At 43.2% G+C, this 20,000-nt stretch carries 13 protein-coding genes and 3 pseudogenes; 15 read left to right on the plus strand and 1 reads right to left on the minus strand.

The annotated features are described in order from the left end of the window. The first annotated feature begins 150 nt into the window (after positions 1-150). The 5 genes and pseudogenes from DMB88_RS12935 (at position 151) to DMB88_RS12955 (ending at position 6,662) form a co-directional block, all read left to right on the plus strand. On the plus strand, positions 151-1,254 hold the full coding sequence (locus DMB88_RS12935) for a metallophosphoesterase (RefSeq protein ID WP_128101684.1): 1,104 nt from the start codon (positions 151-153) through the stop codon (positions 1,252-1,254). A 406-nt stretch (positions 1,255-1,660) separates the two neighbouring features. Beyond that, positions 1,661-2,503, plus strand: coding sequence for a BglG family transcription antiterminator LicT (licT, locus tag DMB88_RS12940; RefSeq protein WP_056689816.1), 843 nt, complete (start codon positions 1,661-1,663; stop codon positions 2,501-2,503). 163 nt (positions 2,504-2,666) lie between these two features. Next, positions 2,667-4,583 (plus strand): beta-glucoside-specific PTS transporter subunit IIABC, encoded by a 1,917-nt coding sequence (locus DMB88_RS12945; protein ID WP_128101685.1) that lies wholly within the window; start codon positions 2,667-2,669, stop codon positions 4,581-4,583. A gap of 20 nt (positions 4,584-4,603) precedes the next feature. Beyond that, a pseudogene (ascB, locus tag DMB88_RS12950) lies at positions 4,604-6,066 on the plus strand (6-phospho-beta-glucosidase). 122 nt (positions 6,067-6,188) lie between these two features. Beyond that, positions 6,189-6,662: a 5' nucleotidase, NT5C type gene (locus DMB88_RS12955; protein ID WP_254438552.1), complete on the plus strand. Its 474-nt coding sequence runs from the start codon at positions 6,189-6,191 to the stop codon at positions 6,660-6,662. A gap of 228 nt (positions 6,663-6,890) precedes the next feature. On the opposite strand, the gene DMB88_RS12960 is transcribed toward DMB88_RS12955, so the two are convergent. After that, entirely contained in the window at positions 6,891-7,763 is an 873-nt protein-coding gene (locus tag DMB88_RS12960) for an AraC family transcriptional regulator (protein ID WP_128101686.1), read from the minus strand. Positions 7,764-7,896: 133 nt separating this feature from the next. On the opposite strand from DMB88_RS12960, the gene DMB88_RS31085 reads away from it, so the two are divergent. From DMB88_RS31085 to DMB88_RS13005, 10 genes and pseudogenes are all read left to right on the plus strand, one after another. Continuing rightward, positions 7,897-9,099 carry a family 78 glycoside hydrolase catalytic domain gene (locus DMB88_RS31085; protein WP_254438553.1) on the plus strand — a complete coding sequence of 401 codons (1,203 nt, stop codon included), beginning with the start codon at positions 7,897-7,899 and terminating at the stop codon, positions 9,097-9,099. Beyond that, on the plus strand, positions 9,096-10,586 hold the full coding sequence (locus DMB88_RS31090; protein WP_254438554.1) for an alpha-L-rhamnosidase-related protein: 1,491 nt from the start codon (positions 9,096-9,098) through the stop codon (positions 10,584-10,586). The genes DMB88_RS31085 and DMB88_RS31090 overlap by 4 nt, the downstream gene beginning before the upstream one ends. A gap of 175 nt (positions 10,587-10,761) precedes the next feature. Next, entirely contained in the window at positions 10,762-11,151 is a 390-nt protein-coding gene (locus DMB88_RS12970; RefSeq protein WP_128101687.1) for an acyltransferase family protein, read from the plus strand. Between the two features lie 146 nt (positions 11,152-11,297). Next, the gene (locus DMB88_RS12975; protein ID WP_128101688.1) at positions 11,298-11,489 is read left to right on the plus strand and encodes a hypothetical protein; all 192 of its coding nucleotides are present in this window, start codon (positions 11,298-11,300) and stop codon (positions 11,487-11,489) included. Next, a complete protein-coding gene (locus tag DMB88_RS12980) occupies positions 11,486-11,854 on the plus strand; it encodes a hypothetical protein (protein WP_128101689.1) in 369 nt (122 codons plus the stop codon). Before DMB88_RS12975 ends, DMB88_RS12980 begins: the two co-directional genes overlap by 4 nt. Positions 11,855-12,085: 231 nt before the next feature. Beyond that, the gene (locus DMB88_RS12985) at positions 12,086-12,388 is read left to right on the plus strand and encodes a hypothetical protein (protein WP_128101690.1); all 303 of its coding nucleotides are present in this window, start codon (positions 12,086-12,088) and stop codon (positions 12,386-12,388) included. 404 nt (positions 12,389-12,792) lie between these two features. After that, positions 12,793-13,631: pseudogene (gene licT, locus DMB88_RS12990) on the plus strand (BglG family transcription antiterminator LicT). 168 nt (positions 13,632-13,799) lie between these two features. Then, positions 13,800-15,740 carry a beta-glucoside-specific PTS transporter subunit IIABC gene (locus DMB88_RS12995; RefSeq protein WP_128101691.1) on the plus strand — a complete coding sequence of 647 codons (1,941 nt, stop codon included), beginning with the start codon at positions 13,800-13,802 and terminating at the stop codon, positions 15,738-15,740. A gap of 656 nt (positions 15,741-16,396) precedes the next feature. Next, positions 16,397-17,659, plus strand: a complete 1,263-nt coding sequence (gene ltrA, locus DMB88_RS13000; RefSeq protein ID WP_128101692.1) for a group II intron reverse transcriptase/maturase — start codon at positions 16,397-16,399, stop codon at positions 17,657-17,659. Between the two features lie 429 nt (positions 17,660-18,088). Continuing rightward, a pseudogene (locus DMB88_RS13005) lies at positions 18,089-20,000 on the plus strand (beta-glucoside-specific PTS transporter subunit IIABC).

Genomic DNA, 20,000 nt, shown 5'->3' on the forward strand with positions numbered 1-20,000 from the left:
ATCAAATTGTAATAAAATGTACGCAACTACTTGAGGTAAATAGATGCGTCGACCCCATTAACTACGTTATACTCATGTATAGAGGTGAAATTTGTCTATTTGATTCAAATAACAACTTATACTTAATTTGACGTGGGGGTTAAGCTTGGCATGTTTGTACTTGTAGGTATATTGTTTTTGCTTGTATATGGTCTTTTAGTGTTCTACATAGGATGGAGCGGTTGGAGCTGGATGAAGCCTGTTGTGGCAGCCAGATTCCGTTTGCTGTACATCATTGTACTGGTGTTCCTGTCACTGTCGTTTATTTTGGCGAGAATGTTTGGTAACATTTCATTTTTGAGCATTATCGGTTCATACTGGCTCGCTATCTTCTCTTTGTTATTAATCATTTTGCCTGTTGCCCATTTAGTACTTTGGTTACTACGCTTAACTCGTATTCCAAGACATCACGCACATAAATGGGGCGGTGTGGTTACGCTGATTCTGCTTCTGTCTACATTAGGATACGGTATTTTCAATGCGTATAGCCCAGTCGTTAGACAGTATAGTATCCAGGTGGATAAAAAGGTTGAGGGTATGGACAAACTCAAGATCGTGATGGCAGCAGATATGCACTTTGGACTGTTATCAGGCCCAGCTCATGCGAAGCGTATGGTAGAGGAAATTAATGCGCTCCAGCCGGATCTGGTGTTATACCCTGGTGACATTATTGATGACAATCTGGACATGTATCTGAATAGTGGGATTGCAGATATTATTCGTGACATCAAAGCACCTTATGGAGTCTACGCTTCCTTGGGTAACCATGATAAGTTTGATGGGCCGATTGAAGATCTCATCGCGGCGTTAGAGAAGAGTAATATGCAAGTATTATACGATGATAAGATTATGTTAGATGATAAAATCACGCTTATTGGACGTAAGGATCGAACAGAGAAGGATCGTGCTGAAGTAGCGACATTGATGCAGGATACGGATCTAAGTCAACCGGTGATCATGTTGGATCACCAGCCGTATGATCTGGATATTGCGGAGCAAAACCATGTGGATCTCGTTGTATCAGGTCACACGCATCGAGGACAGATTGCGCCGGCACAGTTCATCACAGCAGCGATCTACGAGAATGACTGGGGTTATCTGCAAAAGGGTGATATGCATTCCATTGTGACCTCTGGATATGGCTTCTGGGGACCTCCAATTCGGACAAGCAGTCGCTCTGAGATTGTAGAGATTAATGTAACGTTTAAGCAATAGTACTAAAGCCCTTCGTGAGAAGGGCTTTTATGTGGTTTCAAGATGATTAGACACCAGTATAAGCGATCATCCGTTGTTTACTCACTTTCCATGACTTTCAATCGTCCAATCTATATTTTGAATTAGACGAGATTTTCAATGGATCGCCATTAAAATCTGTGGGTCTGAGCTTGAGGCTTCTCTAAGAATGATGGGTTTTAGGTGTTTGTTCCTACATCAAAATGTAAATATTATAAAAGTACAGACAGTGGCAGGAATTTCTGTTGACACCGTTTTCAGCTTGTGATAAATTATATCCGAGGCTTGTTACCGGTAAAGCGGGCAAAACCACTATGGAAATGATTTTATTATTTCTGTTTTGGTTTTGCCCTTTTTTATGTCTCAAAATAAAGCAGGTGGGTCCATTATGATTATCAAACAGATATTTAACAACAATATCGTCAGCACAGTGGATGATAAAAATCAGGAATTGCTGATCCTCGGCCGGGGTATCGGATTTAAGTTTAAAGCTGGCGATGAGATTGACGAAGAGCGAATTGAAAAGGTGTTTCGTCTTCAGGATACATCGATTTATGAGAGATTCAAATCCATCGTGGCGGAAGTGCCCATTGAAATTCTGCAGGCAACGGATGATATCGTGACGCTTGCGCGGACGCAGCTGAATAAAACGATCAGTGACGGAATTTACGTCTCCCTGTCAGATCATATTCATTTTGCCGTTCAGCGGATGGAAAACGGCATGATTACGCGTAATCCACTCTCGTGGGAAGTACAGCATTTCTATAAGGCAGAGTACGATGTGGCTAGAGAAGCATTAACCTTGCTCAAGGAACGACTGGATATCGAGTTTCCTAAGGATGAAATTTGCAATATCGCTTTGCATTTCATTAATGCAGAAGTCAATGATTCAATGAATGATGTCACCCATCTGATGCAGTTGCTTCAGGAGATCATGAATATTATCAAATATCACTTTAATGTAGAATTGGATGAAGATAGTGTTAACTATTTCCGGTTCATCACACATTTGAAATATTTCTGTCAGCGGGTCATTACACATTCGTCACATGATGATGCAGAAGAGTATTTGTACGAGGTCGTTCGGAAAAACTATCCGGAAACCTTCAAATGTATTGGTAAGATTGAAGCTTTTATCCATAAGAACTATCAGTATGACATGACACATTCGGAGCAGTTATATCTGACGCTCCACCTGGAGCGGTTGATGAAGACCAAGCGAGATAGATAAATGACTCACATCTATTGCACCATACACCAGTTGTAGTAACAACAATTGAATATTACTGGGCTTGTTACTGTTCAATCAGGCAATACCCGAATGAGATGACGTCAGAAATCTGCGTTGTATTCGTTCGGGTATTTTTTATTGGAAAAATGAGGAGGAGCTCCATATGAAACATCAGGAAACGGCACAGGGAATCATCAAAGCCGTCGGGGGTACAGACAATATTAACTCGGTATATCATTGCGTCACACGGTTACGTTTTGATCTGAAAGATAACGACAAAGTGGATAATGGTTCCCTAAATCAACTAGATAAAGTCATGGGCACGAATATCTCTGGTGATCAGTTCCAAGTAATCATTGGTAATGATGTATCTAAAGTATTTGATGCAATGGTCAAGGATCATCCAGCCATTGGGCAAAGTTCAGAGACGAAACAGCCTAAGCCAGATAAAAACAAAAACATCATTCTTAACATTTTTGAGACGATTGCGGGTGTATTTGCCCCGATGCTGCCAGCCATTACAGCGGCGGGTATGCTCAAAGGATTGCTTGCTCTGTTTGTATCTGTGGGCTGGATGACAGCGGGAACAGATGTATATCGGATTCTCTCAGCTATTGGTGATGGGGTATTCCACTACTTACCGCTACTCATCGCAGTAAGTGCTGCTCGTAAATTCGGCAGTAACCCGTTTGTAGCGATTGCGCTGGGTACGGCACTAATGTATCCAGATATGACAGCGTTACTATCTAGTGGCGAATCGGTTGCGTTTCTCGGTATTCCAGTAACAGCTGTAAGTTATGCTTCATCGGTTATTCCGATTTTACTTGCGGTATGGCTGATGTCCTATGTAGAGAAATGGGTTGACCGCATCATCCCAGCAGCACTGAAATTGTTGCTTGTACCTCTAATTACCTTGCTTGTGATGGTTCCGGTGACGTTAATTGCGATTGGTCCTCTGGGAACCTTTGTAGGTAACGGTTTGTCGGGCGGTATTAACTGGTTGCTGAATGAAGGTGGCCTGATCGCGGGTATTGTGTTGGGCGGCGCGATGGCGTTGATCATCATGACGGGAATGCACTATGCGTTAGTACCCATCATCTTGAGTAACATTGCAACATTGGGCTTCGATAAGTTCTTGCCACTGACGTTCATCTCCAATATGGGTCAGGCGGGTGCAACATTGGGTGTATTCTTCCGTGCGAAGGACAAAAAACTTAAAACCGTTGCCTTGTCAACAAGCTTCACGGCTCTCATGGGTGTAACCGAGCCTGCAATGTACGGCGTAAACATGAAATACAAAAAACCTTTTGCTGCAGCGATGATTGGTAGCGCAGTGGGTGGTGGATTCGCTCTCGCATTTGGTGCTAAAGCATATGTCCTTGCAGGTAACGGTGGTCTTCCGGGACTTCCATCGTTGATCGGACAAACCTTCTGGTATTCATTAGGTGGTATGGCGCTAGCGTTTATTGTAGGAACGATCATGTCTGTCGTATTCGGTATTAAGGAGGAAGAAGGCGATGCTGAAGCATTGGCTCAATTCTCTCCGAGCAACACAGCTTCAAACAAAAATACACCTGCAAATGCTGAAACAGTAGACGTAGACGACATGGGTGCACCAGCACCTACAAGTAACGCAACAGCAGTTGCACCAATGACAGGAAAAGCAATCCCACTGCAAGAAGTTAATGATCCTACCTTTGGAGATGAATTGATGGGTAAAGGTGTTGCTTTCGTGCCTTCGATCGGTGAACTCGTATCTCCAGTTACAGGAACGGTAATGAATGTATTCAAAACAAAACATGCGATTGTCGTTCGCAGTGACGAGGGGATGGAATTACTGATTCATGTCGGAATCAACACTGTGAAACTGCGTGGACAGTATTTCGAATCCCATGTTACATCAGGTACTCGCGTGCAAGCCGGAGATCTTATGCTTACGTTTGAACTTGATGAAATTGCGAAGGAATATGACATCACTACAGCTATGGTAGTTACCAATACAGCCGATTATCGTGCAGTTCAGCCTGTGCAATTGGGCGACATTCAGATCGGTCAGGATGTATTAAAAGCGGAACTGTAAAAGAGAAGAGGAGGATAACGATGAGCAATCGACAAGGTTTTCCCGAAGGTTTTTTGTGGGGCGGCGCTATAGCCGCTAACCAGGCAGAAGGAGGATTCGACGCGGGAGGTAAAGGCTTCTCCACGGCGGATATGGTTCCTTATTTTGAGAAAAAAGACTATACGAACTTAAGAGAGCTTATGCATGTAACGAGTGCAACGGTTGAAAAGGCCATGGCTCACCACAGTGCGGAAGGGTATCCGAAGCGTTACGGAATCGATTTTTACCACCGTTTTAGAGAGGATATTGCGTTATTCGCTGAACTTGGCTTCAAGACGTTCCGGTTGTCCATCAACTGGCCGCGTATCTTCCCTAATGGTGATGAAGCTGAGCCGAATGAAGCGGGATTGCGCTTCTACGATGAAGTGTTTGATGAGCTGCGCAAATATGATATCGAACCACTCGTGACGCTCTCGCATTATGAGATGCCGATGGGGCTTGTATTGAAGTACAACGGTTGGGCAGGCCGCGAGGTGATTGGACATTTTCTGAGATATGCAGAGACCGTGATGACGCGGTATCAAGACAAGGTGAAGTATTGGTTAACGTTTAATGAGATTAATACAACCATTATCGAGCCGTTCACTGGCGGAGGTATTATCGAGGATCGTGTGGAGAACACCATGCAGGCTTCATATCAAGCGCTCCATCATCAGTTTGTCGCCAGCAGTCTGGTTACGGAGAAAGCGCGTCAGATTAATTCAAATTTCCAGATCGGCTGTATGTTAGCTCGTATGATTCATTACCCAGCTACATCGAAGCCAGAAGATGTTCTGCAAGCACAGGTGGATAACCAGTTGAATTTGCTGCATACAGATGTTCAGGTTCGTGGTAGTTATCCCGCATATATGGATCGTTATTGGGGAGAGAACGGAATTTCCGTTGTGATGGAACCAGGAGATAAGGAGATCCTTCGTGCACATACCGTTGACTTTATCTCGTTCAGTTATTACACATCACTGGTGTCGGCAGTGAATCCCGAAGATTATGGGTGACTGGAGGCAATCTCTATAGCACAATCAAGAATCCGAATCTAGAACGTACAGAGTGGGGCTGGCAGCTTGATCCCATCGGACTACGTATTGCATTGAAAGAGCTGTACGATCGCTACCAATTGCCGTTATTCGTTGTTGAAAATGGTCTTGGAGCCAAGGATACGCTGGAGGCTGACGGTTCCATTAACGATGATTATCGGATCGATTACCTGAGAAGACACATTACTCAGATGAAAGAGGCTGTAATGGATGGGGTAGACCTTATGGGGTACACCAACTGGGGCGCTATTGACATCATCAGTGCATCAACTTCGGAAATGTCCAAGCGTTACGGCGTAATCTATGTGGATCAGGACGATCATGGAAAAGGCACGCTCAATCGTTTGAAGAAAAAAAGCTTCGGATGGTATAAGAAAGTGATTGCTACAAACGGTCAAGATTTAGATTAATATCCTGGGCGGTTCTTGCATGTCGATGTTGCGGCGCAAGAGCCGCCTTTTGATTATGGCTGAAAAACAATAGCCTCCTAACATGTATGGTGATATACTGTGTTCGTATCGGGGGGATCTAGATGAATAAACCAATTATTGCAGTTGACATGGACGACACCATATGTCAGCTCGTGAAACGCGCTATATATCATAACAACATTAACTTCCCAACACATCCGCTGCGATACGAGGATATGCTTCATTGGGACACCTCTCACTTGCGCCATCCAGAGAGTACCCATGATGTTTTCTATGGTCGCCCGGGTCTGTTCGAAGAGTTAGAGCTATATGACGAATATGTAGTGGAAGAGATGGAGAAGCTGAACCAAGCGTATGATCTGATTATCGTTACGGCGGCGGAACCAAGGACAGTGGTAGAGAAGTGGAACTGGCTTCAAAAGTATATGCCTTTTATTACCGCAGATCAATTTATTACATGCAAAAGAAAAAATCTACTCGGCTTTGATCTATTAATCGATGATGGTGCTCATAATTTGATCCCTGCGTATGAAGATGGCAAGAAAGTCATCTGTATTCCCATCCATGGAATGTAAAAGAACGGGAGCAGTATGGGTTTCCATTGATGTCCACATGGCATGGGGCGAAGCAGTACATCGATAGAATGCTTGAAACGGTAAACGTCTGATTAAACTATTCTATAAGTGCGTGTTCAATAAGTTCACTTTTGGTTATGGTGAATGTTTGGTGGTATCTCATCTGCTTATTATGCAACAACGAATTTTATAAATGATGAACTGGTCTTAGGCGTCTTGAGCTGCAGGTTAATCTGATGTATAGCTTTTGCGATACATATGGGGTGTAGTACCCGTAATTCTCTTGAAGACGGCGTAAAAAGTATCTACATCCCGGTAGCCGACCAATTCGGCGATTAGGCTGACATTATGTTGTGAACTCTTTAGGAGTTCACAACTTTTTTGTATGCGCAGATGTTGAAGATAGGAACCAAACGTCTGCCCTGTATGTTTTATAAACAAACGTCCGAGGTGTTTCTCGCTCCAGCTGGATATACGCACGAGATCACGTAGATGAATCCGTTCTTGAATATGGTGACTCAGATACATAAGGATGTGTTCAAAATCATCTGTACTCGAATACGTTTGCATATAATCCTGTTGGTATTGTCGATAAGTTGTCACAACCAGTTGGCTAACCAAGGTGTATAGCATTGTTGAAAAGCCGGTGTCCAGAAGGGACGATTCTTTATACAGTCTAATCATTATTTCTTCAATCTGCTGATTATGATCTACGACATGTACGTAAGGCATCTGATTAAGTTCTAGATGTTTGAGGTGATCGCATATCGCTTGCTCCTGAATGATTGTACTAAGCGTTGAGGTCAGTTCAGCATTAAACAGGCAGTTATAAATAATAAGTGGAGTCACGGATAGGTTGGGACTGGAAGGCCGAAATACATGAGGTATACCGATCGGGATAACAAACAGCATACCTTTGTGCACAGAAATGACGTCTTCACCAATATGATGAAAGCCCTTTCCTTCTGCGACATAACAATACTCTACGAAGTCATGTGCATGGAACGGGGCATCAAAATTTTCCGAGCATCGATTCACAAATAATTTAAGACTATTGTTTAAAAAGAATTCACTTTTAAATAACTCAATCGCTGATCTCATAGGTAACACCTCAATTCATGGCCGAATTACCGGGTTAATTCGTCTGTATCACCGGGTATGATCTCTCAGAGGATCGATATAATTATAGCGTAAGACAGAATATGAAACCACGATGGAAAGGGATGTTTCTCTTATGTTGACGGTTCATCATCTTCGCTGTGAATATAAAATAAATCCAATCGGTCTGGATGTGAGGTCACCAAGATTAAGCTGGCATCTACAATCAGACCAGCGAAACTGTGTTCAGGTCGCCTACCAGATTCAATTAGTTCTACCGGATTCGCATGAGCAGATCGTGTGGGACTCCGGTAAGGTAATCTCCAACCAATCCATACATGTTGAATTAGATGGCTGGCTCCCAGCGGCGCGAACAAGGTATGTTTACCGGATTAAAGCCTGGGATAACTTCGAGAACGAATCAGACTGGTCAGATAGCGCGTTCTTCGAGATGGGGCTAATGGATAGCTCGGATACTTGGCGAGCAGCATGGATCTCGGCACCATCGCCAGCAGAAGAGGAGAAGGATGAATCATGCCCGCGTCTACGCACGTCGTTTCAACTGAGTAAGCCGGTAACTAAAGCAAGAATTTATGTCACAGCCCTTGGGTTATATGAACTTCATTTGAATAATAAACGTGTGGGAGAAGCGTATTTTACGCCGGGATGGACGAGTTATAGTAAGCGATTACAATATCAAACGTACGATATTACGGACTCTTTAGAGCTTGGTGAGAATACACTCGGCGCCTACTTAGGTGATGGATGGTATAAGGGATATCTGGGATGGAAGAATGAACAGCAATTTTATGGGAAAAGAACAGCCTTATTACTTGAACTTCACATCCTGTATGCAGACGGTTCAGAGGAATATATACTGACGAATGAACACTGGCAGTCTTCTTCAAGTGCAATTCTGATGTCTGATATCTATATGGGGGAGACATATGATGCCCGCCTGGAAACTGCATGGACAGATATTGATCCGTCTTCCTGGTCGCCGGTAGAAATACTGGATCATCCGAAAGATATCATCGTTGCTCAAGAGAATGTACCCGTTACGCAAGTGGAACATCTTCAACCTATAGCTATACTTACCACACCGCAGGGTGATCGTGTGCTTGATATGGGTCAGAACATGGTGGGATGTATGAAATTCACGATACAAGGTGAGTCAGGTCATGAAGTTGAGTTGTTACATGCCGAAATATTGGATCATGACGGTAATTTCTACACGGATAATCTGAGAGCTGCCAAGCAGCGAATTCAGTATACCCTCAAGGGAGGCGAGGCCGAGACGTATGAGCCCCACTTTACGTTTCAGGATTCCGTTATGTGAAGTTGATTGGTTTCCCAGAAGTGATTAATCTGCAAGATTTTACAGGAGTTGTTCTCCATTCCCATATGGAGCAGACGGGTGAATTCAAATGTTCTAGTCCTCTTGTGAATCAACTGCATCACAACATTTTGTGGGGGCAAAAGGGGAATTTCCTCGATGTGCCGACAGATTGTCCACAACGTGACGAACGTCTTGGGTGGACGGGAGACGCACAGATGTTTATCCGAACAGCGTCCTATTTGATGAACACGGCTCCATTCTTCACGAAGTGGCTTCGTGATCTAGGAGCAGACCAGCGTGAGGATGGCGGAATACCCTTTTACGTGCCTAATCCGAGTAGTGATATATTCTCCAATGATATGCAAGATACAGCTCACTCGTCAGCAGCCTGGGGAGACGCGGCGGTGATCTGTCCATGGACACTGTATGAAATGTACGGTGATAAACGACTGTTAGCTGAGCAATATGAAAGTATGAAACGCTGGGTGGACTATATTTATAATCAAGGTGAGAAGCCTTATCTTTGGAATACGGGTTTCCATTTTGGAGATTGGCTAGCTCTAGACTCCAAACCAGATAGCTACATTGGAGCGACCGATTCGGATTATGTAGCGACAGCCTTTTATGCCTATTCTGTATCTTTAACTAGAAAAGCAGCCTTGGCATTGGCACAGAATGAAGAAGCAGCGCATTATGGTGAATTACACGATCATATTGTTAAGGCATTTCGTGAGGAATTCGTAACACCTTCAGGTCGAATTGCGGTACCAACTCAGACGGCTGTAGTGCTGGCATTGCACTTTGATCTATTGGAGGAGTCTGGACGAGAACGAGCGATTGAGCAACTGAGCAAACTTATGGCTGAAGCGAATAATCATCTGACTACGGGATTTGTAGGCACGCCTTATCTGAATCCTGTACTTAGCGAGACAGGACAACATGAACTAGCTTACACCTTACTATTTCATGAGGATTATCCATCCTGGCTATATCAGGTCACTCAAGGTGCCACTACGATCTGGGAGCACTGGGATGGTATCAAGGAAGATGGCCGGATGTGGAGTGCTGACATGAACTCATTCAATCACTATGCATACGGTTCAATTGGCGAATGGTTGTATCGTTATGTGGCAGGTATACGTGCAGACGAAGAACGTCCTGGTTTCCAAGCCATCCATATCGAACCACAACCAGGGCCTGGGCTAGAATGGGTAGAAGCTAGTGTGGAGACGATGTATGGGAAAGTGGTTTCCAGTTGGACACGACAAGAACAGGGTGAGATACAGCTCAGTGTAGTTGTTCCGGTGAATACGACAGCAACAGTTGTGCTTCCCAATGTAGTATCTGATACAGTCCTGCTTGATGGGGCAGCGTTGGATCAGGCTTCAGATGTAAATGGCATTCATTTAAAGGCTGATCAGCTTCAAGTGATGTTGGGATCAGGAAGTTATACATTTCAGTATCCGGTGCAGTTAACGGAAGCGTAAAGATCATGTATTTTGAAATGAATGTCGAACTGTGTAGTATGTTGGAATATATAGTCGAAAAATGATATGTATCACCATTGTATTAGCCTCGCTCGCTGATTAAAATGAAGCATGGAATCTGGATTGCGGCCGGAACCTATCTTCTTTTATATCAGGCATAAGCGAGGTTTTATGTATGAATCAATCTGTTAATCGGCCCAAGCATATTGGCTATCTGGATTTCTATCGTGCCATTGCTATTATTGCAGTAGTTGCGATTCATGCTACTTCTACAGCAGTTACACATTATGCGAAGAATACGTTCCAGCAAGAGTTTTATTATTTTTGGAATCAATTTTTCCAATTTGCTGTACCGGCATTTCTATTTTTGTCTTCGCTCGTGCTATTCTACAATTACAACTCTAAGGCGAGAGATCGTGGCTGGGTTCCGGCCTTTTACAAGAAGCGTTTGCTGTATATTTTTGTTCCTTATCTCGTATGGTCATTCATTTACTTTGTCGTGAAGCAGGTTATTGCAGGTAAACAGCCTGTGGATCATTTGGAGCGATTTGCGGGCAACTCTTAACGGGAACTGCGCATACACATCTATACTTCTTTCTGATTATTCTGCAATTTTATGTTATCTTTCCTATATTGTTGTCCTTAACGAGGCATGCTGTCTTCACCAAATATATGCCACTATACTTCATTGCCGCACAGGCGGTGTTTTATATGATTCATCTTCAAGTGCATTTTGAACGTATGGGCAGTATGCTACCAAGTTATTTCATCGTCATTGGATTTGGAGCCTGGATGGGATTGAATTTCGAGAAAGCTCTTCGAATATTACATTCGTTTCGATTTGTTGTTCTTGCGGCGCTAATTGCCGGGGAGGCATTTTCATCTATGGTAGTTCATATGTGAAAATAATACTTGAAGACATGCCATTTGTTACATATGCATTATTGTTTGTATTTCGTAATCTGTTTACGTTGACGGCATGCTTACTGTTAATGCTAATCTGTGAGCAATTAGGGACTCGGAAAATAAAACATTCAAGCCCACTCAAGGTTAGAGCAATTTTGAATTCGCTTGGAACTGTCGCCTTTGGTGTGTTTCTCATTCATCCACTGGTATTGTTATTCTGGAGACGTGAGTTTACAACGGTGTTTGCCTCACATTTTAGTATGGGCATCATATTATCGTATCTTGCAGCTCTAGGATTGTCATGGTTACTTGCACTTGGTATTCGCAAAGTGAACTGGGGATGGGTATTAATTGGCCGTTAGATATTAAATATCATACTAATACATTGCTGAATGATAGAGATTTCAAGCTTCCTAACGAGGATTGCACGAAATCTCTTTTTTATTTTACTTGGAGCATGTATGATGGGTTAATGTTTAGTAAATTCAATATTTTGGAATTGGCGAGAGAGTTGCTGTAGACCTGCTTCCGAAGCAAATTTTGTTGAACTCATGGGTTACGCTGAAGGGAAATTAATAAAGGAAGTGAGAAAATTGTATATGCTTTTGGTACTTATTGTGGCAGCAGTGCTTGCTGTGTTAGTCCCGTTTGAGCCGATTCTGTTAATTGGTATTGCAGTAGCATTGGTGGCAGAGAACTACCGTCAAACGATGAAAATGCGAGAGGATATTTTGGCGATTAAGAACCATCTGGGACTGATGAATAAACAAGAAGCTGAGCAGTATGAGATGGAGCGTAAGAATAAAGATGTAAGTCAGTTAAGCCCTGATGAGATGAAAAGTTTAAACCAGGAGATTGAGGCAGAGCTTGAGCGAGATAGCAAAAAGAACACATAAGCGTTAGCGTCCTTATAAGTGTGTTCAAAAAGTTCAATTATGGAACTACCTTTTTGTACACGGACTTTTAGATCGGTATGATGCAGCTATATGGCAATAAAAATTAAATGTAACACGGCAGGCATGATCATGCTCATTCTGGCAATATTATGATTATAGATCGCTAAGGTGCGATGCCTTCTAGAGAGACAGATGGTTCTAATCATCCAAGACGACAGTAGTGGAGCGTAAGCCCTACAAAAGATAACCATGGAATATTAACTTTTTGTTGCACTATGTAGAATTTTGTAATAATATGAGGGAAGCGCGTACAACATATCGGGTTGTAACTGTTGAATCAGGCAAAGCCGTATACCTTGAGAAAAGGGATTGGTTTGTCTTTTTCTGTATATTGGAGTGATAAAGTGAAAATCGAGAAGGTGCTGAACAATAATGCTGTAGTTGCAATGAATGACGAGCAGGAAGTTATTATCATTGGCCGGGGATTGCTTACCAGAAGCGGGCGGGTGATATTGTTTCCGAGCAGCATATCGATAAGATATTTACTTTACAGAATGAAGATATTCAGGAAAACTTTAAGGCATTAATCTCAAGCATTCCTCTGGAGTACATGAAAGTGTCCGAGGAAATCATCGCCTACGCCAAATTAAAACTTGGCAAGAAATTGAATGAGAGCATCTATCTTCATCTTACAGATCATATTCACTTTGCCATTGAGCGGTATCGCAAGAACCTGCCTATACGTAACGGATTAATCTGGGAGACGAAGCAGTTGTACAAGGAAGAGTACGAAATCGGTTTGGAAGCACTTAATATGATCTGTGATCAGTTTGGTGTAATTCTGCCTGAGGACGAAGCCGGTTTTATGGCACTTCACTTTGTAAATGCTGCTTTGAATGAAGAAATGCCGAACATCAAGAGTATGACGCAGGTCATGCAAGAAATTCTGACAATCATCAAATATCATTTCAAGATTGATTTTGATGAGAATTCACTGACATTTTATCGCTTTGTGACGCATTTGAAATTTTTCGCTCAACGTTTAGTGAAGGGGAAACATTACAAGAGCAACAATGATGATGAACTGTTCCTGATGATTCAGAAAAAGTATCCAGCAGCACATAAGTGTTCCGAGAAGATTAAGAAATTCATTGAAAGCAACTACACGTATCAACTGACTGACGAAGAAATGATGTACTTAACAATTCATATTGAGAGAGTTGTGAACGCAACTTCTGAATAATCCCATAGATCAGCTTGCAGGGTTGCAACCACAAGGGCAAAACCTGAACGATTGAATGCAGAGCACTACCCCTAATAGGGAAATGTTTTGACATTCAGATGTTCAGGTTTTTTTTATTCTCTCCAATATACCTTTAATCCGTGTTTAATCAGAAAGGAAGAATAATACATGAAACACGAGCAATTAGCCAAAGACATTCTAACTGGTGTTGGTGGCAAACAAAATATTAATAGTGTTGTACACTGCGCGACCAGACTGCGATTCAAATTGAAAAATGACAACAATGCCCAAACGGACGAGCTCAAAAACCTCGACGGTGTTATCACTGTTATGCAGAGTGGAGGACAATATCAGGTCGTCGTAGGTAACGAAGTATCTGATGTCTACAAAGCACTGCTTCAAGTTGGGAATATGAGTGCTGATGAACCCGTGAGCGCAAGTGATGATGGTGACTCATCTGGCAAAAAAGAAAGCTTGCTTGGCCGTTTTATTGATTTGATCTCAGGTGTATTTACGCCAATTCTAGGTTTGCTTGCTGCAACAGGGATGATCAAAGGTTTCCTGTCCATGTTTACTTCACTTGAATGGATCGATCCTGCTTCCGGTACGTACCAATTGTTGAATGCAGCAGGTGACTGTCTGTTCTACTTCTTCCCAATCTTCTTGGGATACACAGCTATGAAAAAATTCGGTGGATCACCATTCCTTGGTATGGCATTCGGTGCATCACTGGTGTATCCGACGCTATCCGGATTAAGCACTGGAGATCCGCTGTATACGTTGTTTACAGGCACGTTGTTTGAATCACCGATTCATATTACGTTCTTAGGTATTCCAGTTATTTTGATGAGCTATTCTACATCCGTTATTCCAGTTATTATTGCTGCTTATTTTGGTTCCAAAGTAGAAGCATTCTTCAAGAAAATTATTCCGTCTGTGGTGAGAACATTCCTCACGCCATTCTTCACTATTCTCATCGTTGTACCCGTAACGTTCCTTTTGATCGGTCCAATCGCAACATGGGCAAGTCAGTTGATCGGTGCAGGTGTAACAGGTATTTATGACTTGAGTCCTTTGGTAACAGGTATTGTTGTTGGTGGATTGTGGCAAGTATTGGTTATCTTCGGTCTTCACTGGGGAATTGTGCCGATCATGCTTCTGAATCTGTCCACATTAAAAGCAGACCCTATTTTGGCTATGATGTTTGCTGCTTCATTTGCACAAATTGGTGCGGTTCTTGGTGTCATGTTGAAAACGAAAAATACTAAACTTAAATCATTGGGTGTACCTGCTTTTGTATCAGGGATCTTCGGTGTAACCGAGCCAGCAATTTATGGTCTTACGTTGCCACTGAAAAAACCATTTATTATGAGCTGTATTGCTTCAGCTGCAGCGGGTGGTATCGTTGGATTCGCAGGTTCCAAATTGTTTGTATTCGCTTCAGGGATTTTCGGTATCCCTGCTCTAATTAGCCCAACAGAAGGAATTAACTATGAATTCTGGATGGCTATGATCGCTACTGTAGTTGCCTTTGTACTGGCATTTGTATTGGTATATGTGATTGGGTTCAATGATCCTGCTAACCCAGAGGCTGCTAAACAGACACCAGAGCCAGTAAAAGAAGAGAAGACTGCTCTTGAGCCTAATCCGAACAATCGTTACGAAATTTCCAGCCCAATGACGGGTGAAGTTGTTCCACTGCAACAAATTAACGATGCTACATTCGCGGGTGAGCATATGGGTAAAGGGATTGCCGTTCGTCCAACAAGTGGTAGAGTAGTATCCCCTATTAATGGTGTGGTGCAGACGATTTACCGTACTAAACATGCGATTGGACTTGTGGATGATCAAGGTGTAGAGATTCTAATTCATATTGGTCAAGATACGGTACAGCTCAAAGGTCAGCATTTCACAGCACACGTGAAGGATGGAGACCGTGTGAGTGTTGGCGACCTAATTGTTGAGTTTGATCTGCAAGCCATTGTTGAAGCAGGTTATGAGATTGTCACGCCTATTATCGTAACAAACACAGCGGACTATCTGGATGTGGTAGGTACGACTGCTCAGAACGTGCAAGAGAAGGATAAATTGATCACCGTAATTGGTTAAATCTAGTTTATTGTGCAATCATTTATTGGATCATATGATACAACTCAAAGACAACTTCGAGCTTTTCGAAGTTGTCTTTTTCTTGTGCGCCCAGCATGGACGCTATCTTTAGGGTTCAAGTCCCGAATGGCGAAGGCAGTAGTAGCCATAGCTCAAGGCAAGGGTGTCCATCGTGAGGTGGAATCTGAAGGAAGCTGGCGGCAAATCTCCGGCCTGAGGAATACGAACTTCATATAAGGCTAACGTGCGTTGGATGAGACTGCAAGACAAGTCAAAGTCCTTACTGCCGAAGGCGTGCGAGAGTAAATGGAGCAGGTAGATGGAGAGGAAGATAGCGTTCTTACCTGGGGAGATCTGTACGAGAGCGAAGTGAACTTCGTAACCTTGTTCGCGAGGACAAGATGAACGTACAGAAGTCAGCAGAGGCCATAGTACGCAAGCTGTTGCAACAGCTTGCGGAAGGGCTGAACATGAAATAGGAACGGATCAACTTGGCGTTCGGGGATGAGCGTTGAAAGCAGACAATCCCAGTTTTTTTTTTTTTGAAGGGACCTATCCGAGGAAAGTAGCGGTGAATACGCGAGGGTACTCAGGAAGGGCAGAGCCCTCTACGGCACAAAGAGAAGAAACGTTCACGCAAGGGAGTGTATCGAAAGATGATTGAGAAAATGCTGTCACGAGCAAACATGCTGTCGGCTCTAGCAAGGGTCGAGACGAACAAAGGAAGTCATGGCGTAGATGGCATGTCGGTAAAAGACTTACGCAGACACATCGTACAAAACTGGCAAGCCATTCGCGAAAGCGTAGAGAGCGGAACCTATGAGCCCAGTCCAGTCCGTCGGGTCGAAATCCCGAAACCGAACGGTGGAACTCGGGTTTTAGGGATACCTACTGTGACAGACCGACTCATTCAGCAGGCGATCACGCAAGTATTAACACCTGTATTTGACCCAACGTTTTCCGAGCGAAGCTATGGATTCCGTCCACAAAGACGAGGACATGACGCAGTGAGGAAAGCACGGAATTATATGCAAGAGGGACATCGCATTGTAATAGACATAGACTTGGAGAAATTCTTCGACCGTATCCATCATGACCGCCTAATGGCGAAGCTGGCGGAACGAGTTACGGACAAAACAGTACTGAAACTCATTCGAAAGTATTTGCAGGCAGGAGTCATGGAGGGTGGTCTTGTTCAAGCATCAACGGAAGGAGCGCCGCAAGGAGGTCCGCTGAGTCCGTTATTATCCAACATCGTCCTTGACGAATTAGATAAGGAACTGGAAAAGAGGAACCTTCACTTCGTGAGATATGCCGATGACTGTAACATCTACGTTAAAACGTGGAAAGCAGGGCACCGCGTGATGAAATCCATTACCGCATATATCGAAGGAAAACTGAAACTGAGGGTCAATCGAGAGAAAAGTGCGGTAGACCGCCCATGGAAACGGAAGTTTCTAGGGTTTACATTCAGCTGGGATAAGAAGAACCCACGCATAAAGATCGCAAAACCATCTTTAGAGCGAGTCAAAGCAAAGATCAGAACGATCACTTCACGCAGCAAAGCGAGCCCAATCGAGATGCGAATAAAGGAATTAAATCAATATTTGACGGGTTGGTGTGGTTATTACGCACTCGTGGATACGAAAAGCGTGTTCCGAGAGTTGGATGAATGGACAAGAAGAAGACTTCGGATGTGTGTCTGGAAGCAGTGGAAGGAACCCAAGACAAAGGTAAGAAAACTGCAGTCGATGGGAGTCCCGAAGCAGAAAGCCTATGAGTGGGGAAACTCGAGGAAGAAATATTGGCGTATCGCATGTAGCCCAATTCTCCACCGAGCGCTGAATAGCCAATACTGGTCAGCCCTTGGTCTGAGAAGCCTAACGGACAGATATAATCAATTGCGGAATATGACATGAACCGCCGTATACCGAACGGTACGTACGGTGGTGTGAGAGGTCGGGGGCTTGGCGCCCCCTCCTACTCGATTTCCAAATACCGGGAAATAAATATTAGAAATTTTTTAAAAAAACTGTTGCAAATGTAGTTCAGATGTACTATTATGAATTCAAGAAGTAAGCGCATACATCAATCGGATTGTAACTGTTCAATCAGGCAATTCCGACCAACCTTGGTCAGTGAAGATTGATCGCAACTTACTTTAGTTATTAAGATAACTAAATACCAATGTGTACAGCCTTACAGGGTTGCAACCGTTAAGGGCAAAACCTGAATTGCTGAATAACACGACTTATTTCCGGATGATCCGGTACGTTGTGTATGTTCAGTAGTTCAGGTTTTCTTTGTTTCAAAGGCATGGATGAGACACACTTAGAGGGGGAAATACAATGAGTAACTACGATCAATTGGCCAAGGATATTCTGTCACGTGTAGGTGGTCCTGAGAATGTTAACAGCGTGTTCCATTGCGTAACAAGATTGCGGTTTAAACTGAAAAATGAAAGCGTAGCCAAAACGGAAGAACTTAAAAATCTACCAGGTGTTATTACCGTAATGCAGAGTGGTGGACAGTATCAAGTAGTTATCGGTAATGAAGTGCCGGATGTATATAAAGCCGTAGTAAAAGCAGGAAATTTGTCTGCTGAAGGTCAGGTCGATGAGAATGATGCAGACTCTGGTCCTAAAGGAAATTTGTTTAACCGTTTTGTAGATATGATCTCAGGGGTATTCACTCCAGTGCTCGGCTTGCTAGCAGCGACTGGGATGATCAAAGGTTTCACAGCTATGTTCGTAGCGTTGGATGGATTAATAATACTGAAGGTACGTATGCATTGCTGAATGCAGTGGGAGATTGCTTATTTTACTTCTTCCCGATCTTCCTTGGATACACAGCAATTAAAAAATTTGGTGGAAGCCCATTCCTAGGTATGGCGATTGGAGCATCGCTGGTATATCCGACGCTTGCGGGAATTCGCGCTGGAGAACCGTTGTATACATTGTTTGCAGGAACCTTATTTGAATCACCGATTCGAATTGAGTTTCTAGGTATACCGGTTATCTTGATGGATTATGCTTCATCCGTTATTCCGATCATCATTGCAACATTCTTTGCAGTCAAAATTGAAAGATTCTTTAAAAAGATTATGCCTAAAGTAGTCAGCAATTTTTTGGTTCCTTTCTGCACATTGCTAGTTATCGTACCACTTACGTTCTTGGTCATTGGCCCGGTTGCTACATGGGCAGGTCAACTGTTGGGTGCATTCACATCTTCGATTTACGGCTTGAGTCCACTGCTTACAGGTATCGTGATTGGTGGTTTATGGCAAGTGTTCGTTTTGTTCGGACTTCACTGGGGACTTGTTCCATTAGTATTCGTTAACCTGGCAACTCTTGGATATGACTCGATTCTGGCCTTGTCTTTCGCAGCATCATTTGCTCAAACAGGAGCCGTGCTTGCAGTAACGCTCAAAACGAAAAACGCGAAGTATAAAACGCTGGGCGCACCGGCAGTGATATCAGGTATTTTTGGGTAACTGAACCAGCCATTTATGGTATCTCGCTCCCATTGAAAAAACCATTCATTATGAGCTGTATAGCTGCAGCAATTGGTGGCGGTATTCTCGGCTTTGTTGGAACAAAAGGATACATTATCGGCGGACTTGGTATTTTCGGATTCCCAAGCTATATCAACCCTGAGGGAGGAATGGATTCTGTATTCTTCTGGACGGTTGCCGCTACAATTATCGCATTTATGCTAGGCTTCATTCTGACTTATGTTGTAGGCTTCAAAGAGCCAGCAGAAAAAGTGGCTGCTCCAGCACCAGTACTTGATCCAAACCCAAACAGCAGATATGAAATCATGAGCCCAATGGCTGGTGAAATCGTTCAACTGAAAGAAATCAATGATGTAACGTTTGCAGGAGAGCACATGGGTAAAGGGATTGCAATTCGTCCAACGAGTGGTAGAGTGGTGTCTCCAATTACAGGTACAGTACAAACGGTGTATCGGACTAAACATGCGATTGGTCTTGTAACTGATGATGGTGTAGAGATGCTCATCCATATCGGACAGGATACAGTACAACTGAAAGGGCAACATTTCACAGCACATGTGAAGGATGGAGATCGCGTTAATGTAGGTGATCTGATTATGGAATTCGATCTGCAAGCGATTAAGGATGCAGGATATGAGATTGTGACACCTATTATCATCACAAACACTTCAAGCTATCTGGATGTTGTAGGAACCAAAGAAGCATCTGTTCAAGAAAAAGATAAATTGATCACTGTACTAAATTAA

Origin of the sequence: Paenibacillus sp. DCT19, assembly GCF_003268635.1 — a bacterium.
Classification (GTDB): domain Bacteria; phylum Bacillota; class Bacilli; order Paenibacillales; family Paenibacillaceae; genus Paenibacillus.